This is a genomic window from Paraburkholderia sp. BL27I4N3, assembly GCF_003386115.1.
Classification (GTDB): domain Bacteria; phylum Pseudomonadota; class Gammaproteobacteria; order Burkholderiales; family Burkholderiaceae; genus Paraburkholderia.
Genome location: NZ_QREJ01000001.1, coordinates 6,921,407 through 6,939,721, shown reverse-complemented (window position 1 = coordinate 6,939,721; position 18,315 = coordinate 6,921,407). Strand labels below are relative to the sequence as shown.

At 57.9% G+C, this 18,315-nt stretch carries 11 protein-coding genes and 3 pseudogenes; 11 read left to right on the top strand and 3 right to left on the bottom strand.

From position 1 onward, the window contains the following. Window positions 1-1,043: 1,043 nt before the first annotated feature. The 8 genes and pseudogenes from B0G71_RS31575 to B0G71_RS31540 all read left to right on the top strand — a co-directional run. A complete protein-coding gene (locus tag B0G71_RS31575; protein ID WP_116146722.1) occupies window positions 1,044-1,904 on the top strand; it encodes a hypothetical protein in 861 nt (286 codons plus the stop codon). A gap of 166 nt (window positions 1,905-2,070) precedes the next feature. Continuing rightward, window positions 2,071-3,513 carry a hypothetical protein gene (locus B0G71_RS31570; RefSeq protein ID WP_116146720.1) on the top strand — a complete coding sequence of 481 codons (1,443 nt, stop codon included), beginning with the start codon at window positions 2,071-2,073 and terminating at the stop codon, window positions 3,511-3,513. A gap of 253 nt (window positions 3,514-3,766) precedes the next feature. Further along, window positions 3,767-4,612: a restriction endonuclease gene (locus B0G71_RS31565; protein WP_116149045.1), complete on the top strand. Its 846-nt coding sequence runs from the start codon at window positions 3,767-3,769 to the stop codon at window positions 4,610-4,612. Window positions 4,613-4,675: 63 nt separating this feature from the next. After that, window positions 4,676-4,890 (top strand): annotated as a pseudogene (locus tag B0G71_RS42180) (hypothetical protein). Between the two features lie 900 nt (window positions 4,891-5,790). Next, window positions 5,791-7,188, top strand: a complete 1,398-nt coding sequence (gene gmtY, locus B0G71_RS31555) for a gamma-mobile-trio recombinase GmtY (RefSeq protein WP_116146718.1) — start codon at window positions 5,791-5,793, stop codon at window positions 7,186-7,188. Then, window positions 7,181-10,282, top strand: a complete 3,102-nt coding sequence (gene gmtX, locus B0G71_RS31550; RefSeq protein ID WP_258875696.1) for a gamma-mobile-trio protein GmtX — start codon at window positions 7,181-7,183, stop codon at window positions 10,280-10,282. The genes gmtY and gmtX (B0G71_RS31550) overlap by 8 nt, the downstream gene beginning before the upstream one ends. Continuing rightward, window positions 10,279-10,917: a gamma-mobile-trio protein GmtX gene (gene gmtX / locus B0G71_RS31545; protein ID WP_116146716.1), complete on the top strand. Its 639-nt coding sequence runs from the start codon at window positions 10,279-10,281 to the stop codon at window positions 10,915-10,917. The genes gmtX (B0G71_RS31550) and gmtX (B0G71_RS31545) overlap by 4 nt, the downstream gene beginning before the upstream one ends. A 149-nt stretch (window positions 10,918-11,066) precedes the next feature. Then, window positions 11,067-11,195: pseudogene (locus B0G71_RS31540) on the top strand (RidA family protein); the annotation flags it as partial. Window positions 11,196-11,217: 22 nt separating this feature from the next. Here B0G71_RS31540 and B0G71_RS31535 read toward each other — a convergent pair. Further along, window positions 11,218-13,215 (bottom strand): annotated as a pseudogene (locus tag B0G71_RS31535) (ATP-binding protein); the annotation flags it as partial. Window positions 13,216-13,459: 244 nt separating this feature from the next. Continuing rightward, on the bottom strand, window positions 13,460-13,807 hold the full coding sequence (locus B0G71_RS31530) for a hypothetical protein (RefSeq protein ID WP_116138977.1): 348 nt from the start codon (window positions 13,805-13,807) through the stop codon (window positions 13,460-13,462). 212 nt (window positions 13,808-14,019) lie between these two features. On the opposite strand from B0G71_RS31530, the gene istA reads away from it, so the two are divergent. Genes istA through B0G71_RS31515 form a run of 3 tightly spaced genes read left to right on the top strand, consistent with a single transcriptional unit; the run spans window position 14,020 to window position 16,491 of the window. Next, the gene (gene istA / locus B0G71_RS31525; protein WP_116138979.1) at window positions 14,020-15,522 is read left to right on the top strand and encodes an IS21 family transposase; all 1,503 of its coding nucleotides are present in this window, start codon (window positions 14,020-14,022) and stop codon (window positions 15,520-15,522) included. After that, window positions 15,509-16,276, top strand: coding sequence for an IS21-like element helper ATPase IstB (gene istB, locus B0G71_RS31520; RefSeq protein ID WP_116138981.1), 768 nt, complete (start codon window positions 15,509-15,511; stop codon window positions 16,274-16,276). Before istA ends, istB begins: the two co-directional genes overlap by 14 nt. Then, the gene (locus B0G71_RS31515) at window positions 16,273-16,491 is read left to right on the top strand and encodes a hypothetical protein (protein ID WP_116138983.1); all 219 of its coding nucleotides are present in this window, start codon (window positions 16,273-16,275) and stop codon (window positions 16,489-16,491) included. Before istB ends, B0G71_RS31515 begins: the two co-directional genes overlap by 4 nt. A gap of 85 nt (window positions 16,492-16,576) precedes the next feature. Here the strand turns inward: B0G71_RS31515 and B0G71_RS31510 are convergent, their stop codons facing one another. Next, a complete protein-coding gene (locus B0G71_RS31510; RefSeq protein WP_181916847.1) occupies window positions 16,577-18,178 on the bottom strand; it encodes a hypothetical protein in 1,602 nt (533 codons plus the stop codon). Between the last annotated feature and the right edge of the window lie 137 nt (window positions 18,179-18,315).

The following is an 18,315-nucleotide window of genomic DNA, read 5'->3' as shown; positions in this document are numbered from 1 at the left end:
CCCCTTACCAAGGCGACGTAGGACATTTTGTTCGTCCCATTGGGCCTAACACTACCGGCGCTTTCGCCAATCGAAATTTCCTTCGTATGGCGTCCGCTTATCAACGGACGCTTGCGGTCGCACGAAAGTTTTGGCGTATGCCCGCCGACTTGGTGAACCGCCTGGCACTGGATGTCCTTCCTCTTGACCCGACACTTGCGTTCATGCGACCGTCTCGTCCGTCGTGGCTTCCGGCGTTCGATGGCCATATCACCCACGACTCCGCTTCGGTTGAGATGTATATTCAACGCCTCGCCCGGTCGTTGCGGTCCGTAGCACAAGGACGCGTGTTACTTTCGCTATCGACCCCCGTACATGTTGACCCGCTCAGCGTTACCGAGCTATCCATAGTTCGTTGGCGACACCTCGGTGAGAGTTTGGTAGACGCGCAAGGCCTACTTGAGCGATTCTCTAAAATCCAACGAGGCGGGGGCTATGGAGGATGCCAGACGTCAGGTTTGCAATGCGTTACTTCCGTACCAGTTTTGACACTCACGGACGTCTTGGATAGCAAGTCTAACGCTGCCCCGCTCGCTTCGACGTATGGCTTCAGTCGCCTCGGCTACCTTCAACGCGATTTGTATCCTTCGCGGCTCCACTATCCGGTCGTCACCGATACAGAAGGTCCCATTTCCATTCATCCGAACGACGGTTGCCTTAGCATCTCGAGCACGAGCGGACCAATCGCAACACTAAGCTACTGGAATGCTGGATGGAACCCCGTTCACCCGACCGATATGAGCGGACTGTGCGGAACTGCGCTTGTTACCGAACCAGACATGGAAACATTCGCCCCTCGCCAAAAGTCACATCGAGAATTCTACCTTTGGTGGGTGACTCGCAAACGCCGCGCTACGTCCTACGAGGCATTTGCATCTGAGAAAAGCTTCTGCGGCATAATTTTCACTGAATGAAGAGCCGTCAAGCGTATCCAGCGGGACGGCATTTTCGAAGGCGATGCAACGAACGACGCGGCTTGAAAATGCCGACGGCCAACACGAAACATGCATTCAGAAAAATTTAACGAAGTTGAACACGAAGCCATCGTCCTTTTGGCGGCTTGGGAAATGCTTGGAGGCATGGTTAACTATGCATTTTTCAACAAACTCAAGCGAACCAACGACGTCCTTTTGATGTTCGACAACTCCAACGATAAGAGATTGTTCAATATCTTGTTAGGTGATTTTCTATCTCAGCCTAACGAACGCGGTTCAAACGACAGCTTTCTTAATTTGAAGAAGCCACCCAAGTCAGGTCGCCCCACCGACTACACGTTCCTTTTTTACTTGCGACAAATATGCGCAGCGCCGAAGCTTGCGAGGAATAGCGACTGCATACAGAAGCCGCTTGACTCGCTATCGACGTGGCTCGAAGCCGACTGCCTCGTTCCTGACGTCTGGTTCGGCGAGATAGATGTCCAAGTGGACGTTCGCATAGAAAGGATTCGCTACATCAAGATTTGTGGGGATATTGCCAAGCACAACTTTTCGCGCCTGCAGTCGAACGTCGAGAAAATCGTCCAGACACTTAAGCGAAGTGGTGTTGAGATTAGTGCAGAAGAGGGATTTAAAGCGTTACCAGGTTTCTACGAATGGTTCCATGAGAACATATTTACATATCACTCAAGCCATATAGCCGAAATGCTGAACGACTTGCTTTGGGGAATCAACGACTATCTGGCTGATGAATTCACGCAATCGTACACACAAGAACCTGAGGAGGACCATCGGTACCGTTATGAGTATCCGGGGGATTGCAATCATTCATTCGCTCGGTCCGCGTACTGGAGCCTAATGAACCATGTACGTCATGGACCATATCTGCCGCGGTTCAAGGTGTCCCCGTCGCTTACCACCGAGTATTGAGTATAGGCCGATTATTGCGAGGTAACGGTGTTGTATGACACCACCTCCCGTGAAGTCTTCCGGGGTCAACACTTGTTCAAAAGCGATGGTTCAAATGACGGATACTTCAGTCGTAGCGCATTGGCTACTTCGACGGCCGTACTACAAAAGAAATGCGAAGGAACACATGACGTACGCCAGCGCAATCCGTCCAATCCGCAACCGGCTCCGCAAGTTTTCCTACGCTAGCGTTTTGGCCCAACTGTCTCAGTTCATCGGGACCGAGTCAACGGCAGATGACGGAAAGCCACGTGCCCCATGGCTTGCGGAGCGCGTCGCCGTCTGGGTATTGCGCGATGAACCGCGGATGTACGGTTCCGAGGCAATCACACGGCAAGAACTACTGCAGTGTATTGACTTGGCATGGAAGGTCGCTGACCTGGCCTTCACCGGATTCGGGCCCGGCCGCTCATTTCACCTCGCGCTAAGGTCGTGGATTCTCCCGCAAATTCCGCATCAACGAGAGCAAGAGCTGGGACCCTTCGCGCGTCAGATTGACCTCATAAACCAACTGCAACCGAACTCGCATCTCTACCGTCTTTTCCAAGAGAGCTTGGGCATGCCGCCCATGGACTTTCTCGGCCTTGCGACCCTTTTCCGCAAACACTCACTCGAAGATATTTCGACCGTCATGGCTCCGAGATATAGAGTGGCTTTGCAGGGAATTTTTGGGCGAGCACCCGTCGAAAAATTTTATCAAAGGATGCTTATCCCCCGACCGGTGACTGCGGAGCAATTCGAAGAGGTCAGTTCCGACGAGTGGTTCCAGCCGAACCTGCTGTATAGGTCACCTTTCACACGTTTGGAAAACGACACTTGGTATTTCTGGGGGCGCTGCTGCCTCGACCGCAACCTCGGATACGCGTTGAGTGACATCGTTGGCCGCAGCGAGAGCCCCGGGATTCGACAGAGCTTCGAAAAACTGTTCGAAGAGTATGTCGGGCGTAGCCTCAGTCTGACTGGCCTTGAGATTCTGAATGAAGAGCAAGTTCGGACCCGCTTTTCGGTCGGCGGCAAGTGCTGCGATTTCGCAGTATTAGATGGGGCTGATTTGGTGTTGCTCGAGGTCAAGAACAAGGCCCTGACTCACACACTACCCGCGACAGGAACAGCACGTGATTACGCATCGAAGCTCAGTGCAACCGTGAAGAAGGCGGATGAACAACTGAGAAACGTCGAGGCTTTCGTACAGAGGACCTATCCCAACGCGGCCGTGCACAAGGTCGTTATCACCTACGGTGACCTTTTTGCGGCTGAGACGGACCAGCTATTCACGGCAAGTGCAGACCACTTCGCATCGGGAAACCCGGTCTACATTCTCAGCGTCGACCATGTCGACAGGCTTATCGAGGCTGTCCGGCTGAAAAAGTGCGGATTCGCGATGTTTTTTGAAGACTATACGCGACGTCGAAGCATCCCGGAAAAGCGTCTCTTACTGCTGTCCGACCTACTGAACGAGGCCCCCTATCGGAGCCCAGAGCTGCCGCCTCATCTGTTCGATGTCTACGCTCCGTTCTACGAGAAGTTGATGGAGAGAGCGAAGCCGAATCAAATGGCGACAGCTTCCTGAGACTGGCACCGCCGACACACCCGATGTTAGTGACAATACGCGCAGGCAACTACACCAATTTGACGCTATCGCCGGCAAGTCGGATACACCGCTCTGCCCTGCTCGTGTTCGGGCATAATTCTTCGATTGGCACGATTGGACTCGGGAAGAACGGTGGCCTGCGGCGCAGGCGGAAAAATGACGCCGGCATGATTACCGAACGCGCGGGGACCATATGCAACGTATGAAGACGCCGAATATCCGAACCTTCGACATGAAGCTCGTCGATGACCTGTTCGAAATGAATGGCGGGTATGTGCTCAATTTCTCCGACCGAACCATGGGCATCTTCTTTCTGGAAGAGCTCAATGTCGACATTGACGACCCCGTCTACCATGATAACGGCACATCCAAAGCAAAGCGGCTCCGGTGCTTTCTGAACAAGGTCGACTTGGTCACCGCCGTTACGACGCTCAAGGCCCTGTGGAAATATCGCGAAGCCGTTAGGCAATCGCAGGGACGGGATGAATGGGTCTCCAACGCGGAGGGGCAGTTTCTCTCCCTGATTAACCGTCTTGAAGGCAAACCCGAGGGGACCGCTAGTCCGAATCCGCCGCCCAAGCCGGCGTTCGATACTCGCCGGATTCTGGCGCTCAAGACCAAGCTTATTGAGCTATCGTCCTTGCCGCCGCATCCGCGGGGATACGCGTTTGAAGCATGGCTGAAGGAGGCGTTCGACTGCTTCGGTCTCGAAGCGAGGGAGCCGTTTCGCCATCGCGGCGAGCAGATAGACGGCAGCTTCGTCCTGCAAGGCGAAACCTATCTCGTCGAGGCGAAGTGGCAGTCCGCCCAGACTCCCGCGGCTGATTTGCACGCTTTTCACGGGACGCTGGAGCAGAAAGCCGCATGGGCACGCGGCCTGTTCGTAAGCAACAGCGGCTTCACCCCGGACGGGTTGGTAGCCTTCGGTCGCGCAAAGCGTGTTATCTGTATGGACGGACTCGACCTGTTTGACGCCCTCGACCGGCAGATTCCCTTGAACCATGTGCTCGAACGGAAGGTTCGACGTGCGGCAGAATCGGGACTTCCCTTCGAGCGCGTGCGTGACCTTTTTGCCTGAGCGTCACCTCGAACGAGCAACGCGTCGAACAGGTCGGCGCACTATGAAAGGAACGCGAACGGGATGCAGCAGGCTACCTGTAAAGGTTACGTGATATGGGGCCACGCCATTAAGCAGCAGGAAGAAGTTCTCGCGCCCGAGCGGTCCGCCGCGAGCAGGACGATTTCGCGGGACCGCAAGTTCGTAGACGCCTCGGAGTTCTCGGCGTCTTTGACACTGAAGAAGCGCAGGACGTCGGATTATCGTGGGCGCGCGCATGGGTCGACTCGCACGGATAGCGCCGGCCATCTACACGGGGCAATATCCAGCGGTTTTGGGGGGCGCGCGCCGCGGCCCTCCGGCAAATGCTTACGGAGGTAGTACAGAAATGAGCGAATCGTAGATACCCTTATTCATACACTTATACTACAAAATCAGCTTCTAGCTAATTCTAATATATCACAGAAACTTGCAGCGTCGCGTCTTTGCCTTTACCGATACAGAAACCACATTTAACGATAATAACAAAATCAATCCACGTTTAAATACTATACCGAAAAAAGCATATTTAACCGCATGGGAATAAAAATCTGGCGTGGAAACAAAATCCAAGTTAAATTTGTTGAATGATGTAGATAATTTTGATAAATTACGGAACGGCGCAACGCCAAATTGACTTGCATGACAACTGACATTGCCACTCGGCCTGGCCACCTCTCTATCTATGAGAAGGTTAGTTAGAGAGATTCGCAATGCGACAAGTCACAAATTGTAGGGAATTAGGCAGAGCAACATGGTATCCCGCCGTTTTCTTGTTCCGTCGATGGTTCACTGGCGGAGCCAAGCTTCCGGTGTTGACGCATGTCCACGCTGGCATCTTTTCGCCTGAACCGCCGACGGTAATTGTTCGCCAGCCCCCTGAGACGTGGACTGGGTGCCCTTGGCGAACTACGCCCGACACACGGGCAGCAGGCACTTATCCGCTTCCAACTAACCGCTGTTTTCTTGTAACTGCCGGGCAGAGCATCTGCCTCAGTTGTTCAACGCAATCACGTCCATTCATGCAGACCGAGCCGTTGCAAGTGGTCGAGCAATTATCCCCAAATCCGTTTGACTCAACCTTGCGACGAGCGCCGATGGACTGCCTCCTTGGTCAATCAGCCATGTTTCAACCGGTGTTCACGTATTAGGATGGGTAGATGTTTTTGTCCACAAAGGCAAAAGTAATCACAGACGAATCCGGTGGATGGGTCGAACTTCCAGCCTTGCTTACACCGGCCGGGGTGTTGCTTTCATTGCTAGATTATTTCTTGGCTCGACAGCACGTGCGAAGCCTTTCTTGGATGCGGAAAGTGATTCGGTCCGTCGAGTTGTTCTTGGAATATTTGCAAGCTAATCCGCAGCAGCGGGATGGGCCGCTTTTATTCAGCAATTTCGCCGAACGTCTCTATAGCGGTACGTTCGACCTGACGACCGGCTTAGATGGTACTGGTCTTTGTTGGAGCCCACGCTCAAGCGAAGACGCTCGCAATACCATCACAGACCTGACATTGCTGTTCGATTGGATGGGCGAAAATAATCCTTTTGCATCCGCACTGAATCCGAAGGTAAAGGCAACTGGATACGACCTCCAGTGGCTTCGAATCGCGCGGCAGTACAGAAGGGACAACTCACTTCTCGGGCATCTTTGGTCGTGCACGGACAGCAACCCGCAGACCCGAAAGGTTCAGCCGAAGACCGTACCGTCCGTGCACGGTTCCGAGCCACCAGCCTTTCCCGACGACCGGTTCGACGAACTTATAGAGAAGGGATTCAGGGTCGGCAGCCGCATTGACTATCGCGGCATCCTGATTACCCTCCTTCTCCACGCAGCAGGTTTCCGAGAATCAGAGCCTTTTCACCTCTTCATTGAAGACGTTTTGCCAGACCCAAGGAAGCCTACGTCGGCACTTGTGCGTATTCACCATCCGTCGGAAGGGTTTGCTCCTAACGGCTGGCGGGACGCATTCGGACGTCCCCGACAGGGAAACCGGGCGAGCTATTTAGCCGAAAAGTTCGGTTTGAGGCCAAGAGACGACATGCTGGACATTCGTCATGCTGGCTGGAAAGGCGGCCGCTATGACGGGAAATATTACAAGCAGGCCTACTGGTTCGAGCCTAGATATGGCGAACTGTTTCTTGCAGTCTGGCAGAAGTATTTGCATCAGGTTGCCCGCATCGAGCGCACTCATCCTTTTGCGCTCATTAATCTTACCCGCGACCCGTTGGGCGGCATGTACACAATCGGTCAGTACGTCAAGGCCCATGGAGCTGCCTGTCGACGCATTGGTCTGAAGGTCGCTAAGGACCTTGGCACGACGCCCCATGGTCATCGGCATGCTTATGGCAGGCGCCTCAAGAATGCCGGTGTGGAGAAGACGATGATTCGCCGCTTTATGCACCATTCATCATTGGAAAGCCAGGTCGTGTACACCCAGCCTTCATCGACGGAAATCCAGTCCGTCTTGGAACTCGCCGCGAACAAACTGGCACTTACTATCGGCGCTCCTCCTGTCTTCCCAATGGAAGCGTTGCTTTTGAAGGTCGAAGATGAATAAGACTCAGCATCCAGACAACGTCTATGCGGCACTGTTGGAGGTCGCGCCTGCCGGAATTCGCGAAAGATTGGCAGCAGTTCACGCATTGTGCAAGGAACGTTTCGACGCTGGCGAACGTGACCTTTCCGTCGCGACTATCGGTCGACTGATGACCGAAAGGGGTTTAATGAATGGTCGGGGACTCCTCAACAAAGCATCCACCCGCTATCAAGACCTGATTGGAGCTTGGCAACTCCATTTTGACCGCGAATGGCTGGGCGACGTCGCGATGCTGCCCAAGACTCATCCTGACGCAATACTTAAGGACTTTTTAGCGAACGACGACATAAAAGCCAATCGGAAGATGTCGCTGCGCGCGTTTCACGACCTGTGCCGTCGACATCACACGACCGGAACACTCGATTGGTCCGTTTCAACGATTGGTCGACTCTGTGCGGAACAAGGCGTTATTGGTGCAAAAAGTCTTCTGAGCCCGGAGTTCAAGCCATTCAAGGAGCTACTCGCGGCATGGGCCGACCACGCCCGACCGTGGTTGACCGACCAGAAAGAGTCCGAAATGCCGGAGCGTCGGAAGCAGAAAAGCCATGACACGACCCTCGAATGGGTGCGTCGCGACTACCCCGACTTCGCAGAATGGCGGGATTTGGCAGTGGAGTGGATAGCTCAAGCAGGACCTGGGCTCAATCAACGACTCGCCGCCTTAGCAGCGTTCTTCAAGCACTATTTAACTCACAAAGACGTGCCGAAAACGCCTGCTGCGTTCCTCATGAGAGGACGCGCTTTGCCGGACTTCGCGGCGACTGCGTGCGACGGCAATACCGCAAGCGCGGGCTACAACAACCAAATTCATTTGTTTCTCCAATGGGTGCTGTTGAAGGAATTCAGCGATGTCACCGACCACGACGAGAGAGTAGTTTCCCCCGCATTTAGGAACCCGTTGAAGATGCTGTCGGGGACCGGAGTTCCTCGGCCAGATGAAAGTGTTCGTGCACCACTGCCTTACGGGTACGTTCACGAGTTACGACACATTCTGGCTGCGGGACCGAACTTCCGGGATTGGCGGTTCGCGCAGACAGCCCTCGGTGCAGCCCCTGGGAAATTGGGAGCACCCGGAAGAGATTGGTTCAAGGTTTCCCCTGAAGTCATTGACCAGAATGACCCCGACTGCGTCTGGCGCTTGAAAAAATACAAAGACGGAAAGGAAGCCTACCAAATGTGGAGCCCTGTTCGGTGGACTGCGCTGCTCGTCAAACTGCTCTTACCACTTCGCACCTTTCAAGTTCGTGTGCTGGACTCGGGCGAATCCGATTCGTGGGCCTGCCGCGCCGGTGTATGGAACGAGAATAAGCACCCTTTGGCAGTAGCCAACCGCGGGAAGGCGTGGCAACAAGGAGTTCTACGTCGAAGCGTCAATGACAGCGGCAGAGACCCGGTTAAAACTCTGTTGTACATCAACACCAACAAAACCGCGGACCAATCGAAGTCTGGCCCGAACAAGGGCTATGTATTTCCTTGGTACATCGACAAGGACCCTGTGGGGAATGTTTTTTATTGGCTAGAGAAGCTGAGAAACTGGCAGTCGAAGTACAACCCCGTGACCCAGCGAACGTCTTGGGCAGAGCTAGACGCGAGGCATATTAGCGCGAAAACGGTTGCGCAACTGGCTGGCTACCCCGACGCTTGCTTCCTGTTCCGAATGGCCGAAATGGAAGGTGTTGAGCGCCGGCTGCCCATCTCAGGCGGGAATCTCGATGCTGCATGGCTAAGACTACTCGAAGAGTTAGAGGGGCGATTAGCTGCGCGCAACGAAACGTATGCGAATGGCAGTCGGATTCGGCTGGTAACGCGGGACGAAACTGGTCGGTTGGGTACCGAATTTCCTCTGCACTGTCTGCGTGTCTCTCTGGTCACCGCGCTAGCCCTAGAAGGAGGTGTTCCATTCGCCATCTTGCAAAAACTTGTTGGCCATAGCCGCCTCTTAGTCACGCTGTATTACACCATACCAGGCCACGCTAGGATTGAGGCCACGCTCACCGAGGCGGCTGAGCGGTTGGACGCCGCGAAGGAAGCCAGTATTCAAACGTTCCTGCTCAACACCGAACATGAGAGGCTGCTGGAGACTGCTGTCTGCAACAGCGCGAGCACATTGGCTAGCGCAATTCCGGTGCATCCACATGCCCGGAACGCGGCTGGCTGGATGCCGATGCATCATGGCCTGTGTTTGGTGGGCGGGAACACCAGTGAATTAGAAGACAATCGAAAAATTGGCGGTTGCTATAACGGTGGACCGGAAATAGGGCCAAATCTCTCGCTTTATGGTCCTGTCCCGGGCGGTAGCCGAAACTGTGTGCGCTGCCGATGGTTTGTCACAGAACCACATCATCTTCCCGCACTCGCGGCTCAGTTCAACACCATCGCTTATCACTTCGATGACGCTCGTGACAAAGCGATGATTGCCGAAGAAAAAGTCCAGACGTTGAGGCGCCTCAAGGCGAAAGCGGAGAACGAATCCAGTGGGATGCCTTTCCTTCAACATACAGAACTACGTCACGCCGAACGCATGTGGGAAGCGGCGATGAAGCGTTTCAGTGATTTGGCCGAAGACCTAGTGTCCTGCTGGCGACTAATTGAGCGATGCAAAGTCGTTCTGGATAAGGGCCCGCGCGACGGGATGCAGCTAATTATCCAAGGCTCCTGCACGGATGTGCAGATGGTCTTCGAAGAAACCGAATCGGAATTATTACAACTCGCCGGTGTCTGCGAGCAGCTAGAACTCTATCCCGATTTGGAGGCGAGCAAGGCCGTAATTCGCCGCAGCCAATTGCTGGATTCAGCTCTCTACAATGAAGGACTGCCCCCGGTATTCATGCGTCTCTCCGAAGAGCAACAGTTGAAGGCAGGTAATGCGTTCATGGCTCGCTTGGCGCGACTCGTCAATCCAGAGAACTTGCAGCTCGGGAAGCGAGCAATCATTTCTTCTATCGACGCTGGCGACAAGCTATACGAGCAACTAGGCATTGATTTGTCGGAACTTTTGCCTATCGACCTGCACCCGACACCCAAATCAATTGTCCTAGCATCGGCCGAAACATGAGCAAACCTAACCACCCAGACGTTGTCCTAAAACGGCTCTTGGACAGCAAGCCTCGCCCACAGAAGTTGAGAAACCTGCAATCTCTTCACGAAATATGCGGTGCCTCATATGAGACGGGGGAACGAGACTTTTCCGTCGCAGCCATCGGGAAGCTTTGCGAAAAGCACGGGCTGCTGAAAGCCCGGGGCCTCTACAACGCTCCGCTGGCGGACTATCGAACTCTAATTGCTGCCTGGGCCGCTTACGCAGGGCCTGTTGTACCTAAGCCAAAACTTCAGTTGGCTACCGAAGACTATGTCAACCGCATCGACGACCCCGCTGTGCGAATGCTGGTGCAAAAAGTTATATCTGAGCGAAACAAGCTCAAGGCACAGCTCAATACGCTTAGGGCAGCAACTACCGTTGTCATCGACCGGCGCCCCGTAGAGTCGCTGACCGCTAAAACACCTTTCGAGCCGGCCAACGGCTTGACCGACTCGGAGAGGAAGGCATTGTTGAAAACTCTTTCTCCAGCATTTCTGGCCGAGCACGGATGGACCGAAATGGAGTTCGGCGAAATAGTCAATTCACGCGGCAGAACGCTGTTTGACCCGGGCTTCGCCACCGGCCTACGAAAACTGATTGGAAATGCATGAACGATTACGGCGGCCATGCCAGTTCAACACGGCTCGAACTTTGTATTTCGATGTTTGTAACATTAAAAGTCGCGAACCCTCGAAGAGCCCGTCAGTGGCGCCCTTTCAGACGTTGTCTCAAAACATTGTACGATTAGGGACCAACAGGCGCGATGAACGAGATCTACCGCGCCTACTTTCCTGCCGGTGCGCTGCCGGCACGAACCTGTATTGGCGTCACCGGGCTTGCGCGCGATGCGCTGGTCGAGATCGATTTCATCGCCAAACGGCCGGGCTGAGCGCGCCGAGCCGAATGGCGTGTCAATGCGTCGACTCCTCGTCGAGTCCGTAGTGATCGGATAAGGCGTCGTGCAGCGAGATTGCGAGTTCGTCCATCTCGGTGGTCCAACGTCCGTTGTCGTTGCATAGTCGCTGCAGCCGCCGGCATTGGTCGACGAACCGCGGTTCCTGCACGACGACAAACGCGCCGCTCGCGCTATGCGCCCAGCCGGCCAACGCCTGCAGGTCTTCCGCTTCGACGATCGCAAGCAGCCTTGGCAGATCTTTTTGCAAGTGCTCCTTGAGCATCGCCCTGTAGCGCGCCCTGTCGTCCGTGCTGAGCGTGCTCGCGGCGCTGGAAGCGGGAACCATGGGTTCGGCTGGCGCTGCGTTCTCGGGTACAGCCAGCGCCGATGCCTGTGCCCGTCCCTGTGCCCCCGCCGGCGCCACCGCCAGCAACGCGGCTTGCAATTCGCTGAGCGACGCCGGCTTGGGCACATATCCGCTAAAGCCGTGCTCGCGCCAATTGCGCGCCTCTTCATGTTCGGCCACGGCGCTGAAGGCCAGCACCTGAACGGTCGCATTCAACTTGCGCAAGGCGGCCAGCAGCTCGTAACCGTCCATCTCCGGCATGTGGATGTCGGTCAGCACCACTTCGAAACTTGCCTGCTGGAACATTCTCAGTGCTTCTTTACCGTCGTGCGCGATCGTCGGCGCGCACCCCAGCTCGACCAGTTGTTCGTCGATCAGATTCTGGATCAACGGGTTGTCTTCCGCGACGAGAACGGGCAGACCTCGCAGCGCCGGATAGATTCCCGCCGAATCGCCCATTGCGGACGCCGGAGTTGGAGCGGCAACGGCAACGGCAATCGTGTCCCCGCGCGCCAGATCGACCGCCGACCGGATCGCCGAGCGGCTGAATTCAGTCACCTCGAACACGCCGTCGCCGCGCGCTTCGGGATGGTGCGGACCGCCACGCGTGATCCACACGACGCCGACCGGCTGCAGCGCGCGCAGAGCGGCAATCACATCGAGATCGTATTCGCCGGTGACGACTAACACGTCCGGCCGGTTCGCGCGCAACCACGCCTGCGCGGCGGCCGATGAGAACACGAGGTGTCGGGCCCAACCCTCGCGCTGGAACCAGCAGTTGAGGTTTTCACCGACTTCCTGCTCCACGGACAGGATGAGCATCGTTCCGTGCTCCTCACAAACCGTTGCCGGCGCTCGCGAATCGACGGGAGGCTTGGTGAGCGGAATCGATATGCGGAATGCGCTGCCCACGCCGGACACACTCTCCGCGGTAATCTGACCACCCATCAGCGCGCACAGGCGCGCACAGATCACCAGGCCAAGACCCGTGCCGTCGGCTCCCCGCGAAGCACTCTGTTCGCCTTGCGCAAAAGGTTTGAAAAGCCGCGCCAGCGTTTGCTCGTCCATCCCGGCGCCCGAATCCGAGATCCGGCAAACCAATACCGCGCGGTCCGGCGAATCGTCCGTTACTTCGGCGCGCAGCGTGATCTTGCCCGCTGAGGTGAACTTGAACGCATTGCTCAGCAAGTTGTTGACGATCTGCGCGATGCGCATGCGATCGCCGATCAAGGTCTGCTCAAGAGTCGGAGAGAAGATCGCGTAGAAACGGATCGAGCGATTCCCATGCATCGGCGCGTAGGAGAGCGCAATGCTTTCGAAATCGTCGATCAGACAAAACGGCTCCGTGACCAGCAACATCGCACCGGCATCGATCTTCGAAAAGTCGAGAATGTCGTTGACGACGCGGCGCAGCGCACCCCCGGCAAGGCCCAACGTTGCGAGCCGTTGCGAATGCGCCTCGAGGCCCGGCGTGCGAGCCAACAGTTCAAGATTGCCGAGCAGCGCGTTCAACGGCGTACGGATTTCGTGGCTCATGGCGGCGAAGAAATTCGTACGCGCACGCATCAGCGCCTCGGACGTTTGCTGTGCTTGCCGCAATTGCTGTTCGAGCATGGTCTGCGCCGTCACGTCGAGAATCGCGCAAAACAGCACGTTCTCGCCGGCGTGTGAACGGCTGTGAGAATCCGACACTAAACGGCGGCGTCAATCAGAGATGCGGAATGGTCATGCTCTGCTAAACGGTTTGGGAATGGTTTGCGCGGAGAGCGAGAGGCGCTACCCGGTGCGTCGGAAGGAGCCCGTAGGGCGAGTGCAGACGCACCCGACGCGGTTCATTTCAGGAAGTGGTGACGCTCAGGTCAAGATGCGGTAGAAGAAGGAATACCGCCGAAGAAACAGGCCCGACACCGGCTCAAACCGCCAAGTTCACTCCGATGTCGAGCCCCACACGCGCATGGGCACGGGTGCCGGCCCAGTATGGCACGGTCCACCAGTCCCGTCGATAGCGTTTCGGCATTGACGGGGATTGCCGATGCCGGCCACCGGCCGCCTGTTTGTGTGCGCCCGCTGCCGGGCGCAGGTCATCGTTTGCCGCCGTTGCGACCGCGGCCAGATCTATTGCGACGGCGACTGTTCGGAGGTCGCACGTCAGGCCAGCATGCGCGTGGCCGGCCAGCGCTATCAGCGCAGTCGTCACGGCCGCTTCGCGCATGCCGAACGGATGCGCCGCTATCGCAGCCGCCGGAATAAAGTGACGCATCAGGGTTCCTCTGCGCCTGCCGCCGATGCTCTACTGGCACCGACTTCGACGACGTCGGCGGCAACAGCGGCGGTATCCGCCACCGCCCCAGCTGTGCCTGAGCAGTGCCATTTCTGCCACTGCGTCTGCCCGGGCTTCGTGCGCCTGGGGCCACTACGCCGTCGGGTCTTCCGTGATGTTCGTACTACTACCTACTGCACAGGAAGTGACCCATGACCATTGGAGTTGAACTTGAGGCGCAGATCCTGCGCTACTACCACGTCGAGAAGTGGCGCTGCGGCACCATCGCACGGCAGTTGCACGTGCACCGTGGCACGGTCCAGCGCGTGCTGGCGCAGGCCGGTCTGCCCCGCATCGGCGGGATGCTCAGACCTTCGCAGATCGATGCCTACCTGCCGTTTATCCATGACACGCTCAAGAGGTTTCCGTCGCTCACGGCCAGCCGGCTGTATGCGATGGTCACCGAGCGCGGCTACCGTGGCAACCCTCATCATTTCCGGCACCTGATCGCGGTACACCGTCCGCGTCCTGCACCAGAGGCTTATCTGCGGCTGCGCACCTTGCCTGGAGAGCAGGGCCAGGTTGACTGGGCCCATTTCGATCACCTGCAGATCGGGCGCGCGCGCCGGCCACTCATGGCCTTCGTCATGGTGCTGTCATGGTCTCGGCAGATCTATCTGCGCTTCTTCCTCGATGCCCGCATGGACAGCTTCCTGGCGGGCCACGCCGGCGCGTTCGCGGCGTGGTCCGGATTGCCACGAATCCTCCTCTACGACAATCTCAGGAGCGCTGTGCTCGAGCGTCAGGGTGATGCGATCCGCTTCAACCCCACGCTTCTCGCGTTCGCCGCTCATCATCGCTTCGAGCCGCGTCCCGTGGCAGTGGCCAGAGGAAACGAGAAGGGACGCGTCGAAAGAGCTATCAGGTATGTACGCGAGAATTTCTTTGCCGCGCGCAAGTTCACCGATCTCGACGATCTGAACATCCAGGCCGCGCAATGGTGCGCGGGCATGGCGGCGGATCGTCCCTGCCGGGAAGAACCCACGATCACGGTGCGCGAAGCCTTCGCCCGCGAGCAGCCCAGCCTGCTTGCGTTGCCGGAGAATCCGTACCCCTGCGAACTGCAACTGGCCGTGAAGGTCGGCAAGCAGCCGTATGTGCGCTTCGATCTGAACGACTACACGATCCCGCATACCCACGTGCGGCGCGTACTTACGGTCCGGGCTGATCCCCGGCAGGTGCGCATTCTCGACGGCGCCGATCTGCTTGCAACTCATGTGCGCAGTTACGATCGCGGCGCGCAAATCGAGATTCCCGCACACATCGACGCCCTCGTTGCACGCAAACGCGAAGCCCGTCACCATCGCGGCCTCGACCATCTCGCCCGCGCAGCGCCGGCCAGTCACACACTCATGCTGCGCGCGGCTGAACGCGGCGCCAATCTGGGTAATATCACCGCCCACCTGCTGCGGCTGCTCGACCGTTATGGTGCAGCCGAACTGCAGGCAGCGATCGAGGAAACGCTCGCCAGCGATGCCGCGCCTCACCAGAATCCGGTGCGTCTGGCGCTGGAGCGTCGGCGCGAGTCGCGTCAGGTACCGCCGCCAGTGACGGTGAACCTGCCCGAGCACGTGCGTAGCAAGGACACGCTGGTGACCCCGCACCGGCTCGACATCTACGACCAGATAACGGGAGGTACTGATGAGCTCGCCTGAGAACCTGCAGGAACGCGCGAACGCCCTGCGCCTGTACGGGCTGCTGGCGCATTGGCCGGAACTCACTGACGCCGGCTGGGTTGCGCCGCTGTTGCAGTGGGAAGAAGACGAGCGTGCCCGCCGTTCGCTTGAGCGACGCATCCGGGACGCCCATCTGGGCAGCTTCAAACCGCTGTGCGACTTTGACTGGACCTGGCCCACGCGCTGCGACCGGGCCGCCGTCGAAGAACTGATGTCGCTCGAGTTCGTCAGAGACACCGCCAACGTCGTACTGATCGGCCCGAACGGCGTGGGCAAGTCGACCCTGGCGCTGAACCTCGCCTACCAGGCGCTCGTCAACGGGCACACGGCGCTGTTCACAACTGCTGGCCAGATGCTCGGCGAGCTCGCCGCGCTTGACAGTGACTCAGCGTTACGCCGGCGGCTGCACCGGTACGCCACGCCTGACGTGCTCGTAATTGACGAGGTCGGATACCTGTCCTACTCGAATCGCCACGCCGACCTGCTGTTCGAGCTGATCAGCCGCCGGTATGGCGCAGCGAGCACCGTGGTCACCACAAACCGGCCGTTCGCAGAATGGTCGGAGGTGTTTCCGAACGCCGCCTGCGTCGTCTCGCTGGTTGACCGGCTGGTGCATCGCGCCGAAGTCGTCGCGATCGAAGGCGAGTCCTACCGGGTGAAGGAGGCGCGTGAACGGGCGGAGCAGCGCGCAAAGAAACGCAGCGCAGCACGTATGGAGAAGAAGAAATCATGAAGCGCCTTCACCTGCCTTCGGGCATCACTCACGGGCTGGACTTCCTGATCCCAGACAACTGGTCCGCAGATCAGGCGCTCGCCGTCGTGGAACTCATCGACGATCTACGCGAGCGTATCGCCGCGCACTATCAGATTCCGCTCAATGACCTGCTGCACGAACAACGCGCGCCTCCCGACAATCCTCACCCTCGTGACATCGACGATCCATTCTGATGACCATCACCCAACAACAGCGGCCCATAACCGCCTCTGTTGTTGACGCTTCTACTCAACTTTGCGCCGCCATCTAATGGCGCTTTTACACCGCCGCTAACACGGCGTAACGTGCCGGCGCATAAATGAATTGCAGAAACCGTGAGGGCGCGCCGCCGTCCTGGTCTGGCGACGGCGAGGTTTGCGGCTCGTTTCGCTGCGTCGTTGCGGATGGATGCGAAGACTGAGGCGGCATCTGAGGCGGCATCTGCGCCGGCCGCGCGGGCACGACGAAGGCAGCGACTCGCGCAAACGACATCGCCGACGGCTGATCCGGCGCCTGAACCAGAAATTCGCCGACGATGTGCCGCGGGAGCCGGCTGCCGTCGGCCTCGATCCCGAGCAACTCGATCGCCAGCGCGTTGGTGGTCAGGACTGAATAGTCGCTCTGCCGGACAATGCACAAGCCGACCGGCGTCGCGCTAACCAGAATGTGGTTGAGCATCTCGCTTTGCAGTGCGCGGGAAGTCTCCGCAAACGAATTGCGCAGCAACCGCAGCCCGAAATAGCGAGCCGTCAGCACGATTGCTATCAGGATGAGCGCTGTGAGGCAGCCTAGCACCGTCAGTTGCCAGCCGAGCGCGGCGGCCAGCGCGCCCCACGGCACATAGCCGACCAGAAGGCCGAAGCCCAACCCCAGTGGCTCGTGAAAAATCACACCCTCGCGGCCGTAGTGAAAGATCCGGGTGGGGGTAGCAGCGGCTGCCTGTTGCACCAGTTTGATGATCGATGCGTCTAGCGGCATCGACGACACGACGACGCGGTGGTCCGCCGTCATCAGCAGATTCACGCCCTCGTGGTCAGGCGGCGCCATACGCAGTGCGAGCGCATCCAGCGGAAGGCTCGTGCTGATTAGCACGGTCGGCGTGTCGCCGTCATAGTAGGCGCTCACCACGGAAACCACCTGGCGATTCTGCAGCGGATCACGGTACGGTCCGAGCCAGATACGCTCGCCTTTTGCCGGCACGCGCCTGCCGGTTTGCGCCTCGATCTGACGCTCGAGCGTCTCGCGCAGCAAGCTCACGATCGGCGGTTGCGGCGCTGGCATTGCGGCCTGATCGTGCCCGCTGGCCGGGTCCGCGAGCGCATGGGTGAGCGAAGGCAGAATGGCTGCGTAGTCTTCATTCAGCCCGATCAGCGTTGCGCGCTGCCGGATTTCAAAAGCCTGCTGGGTCACGAGCGTCGATTGCGCCGCTTCGTAGAGGCGCCCGAGTTTTTCGCTCAATTGCGAGTCCCAGGCGTTGCGCGTGGTTTCGCCGACCACAATGTCGAAATTCGAGTCGACACCGTCTGTCTTGCCGAGCGCTACGCCGGTCTTCAGGATCGCCTGCTGTATAGCGTCCGGGGCGCTCCGCCCGCCGGATGGGCCATAGTAATAGTCGAGCGTCAACGCGTCGCGCCTCAGGAACGACTCCTCCTGGTGGATGAGCAGAGAGATGTCGGTGGCGTTCTGCGACGCGAGGACCCGGCGATACTCGAGTTGCTTGAGCCCAGCGACGACAGTCAGCACCAGCGCGAAGATCAGCACGAGCAGCATCAGCGAACCGATCGTCGCCAGGTAGAGCCGCTGTTGGCGCTTCGCGCTCTGCGCGAGCGTGGCGAAAGCCTGCGCTAATGACTCTTGAGTACGGTCGAGGATTTTCTGCATCAGCTCGCGAGTGTGGCGCGTGGGTGGCAAATTCGCGCAGGCAGACCGCTGCGAAACCGGGACTGGATGCGTCCCCAGTCCTCATACCGGCGCAGTGTAGTCCTTTTGAAGGTATAGCGCGACGCATCCGGCACTGT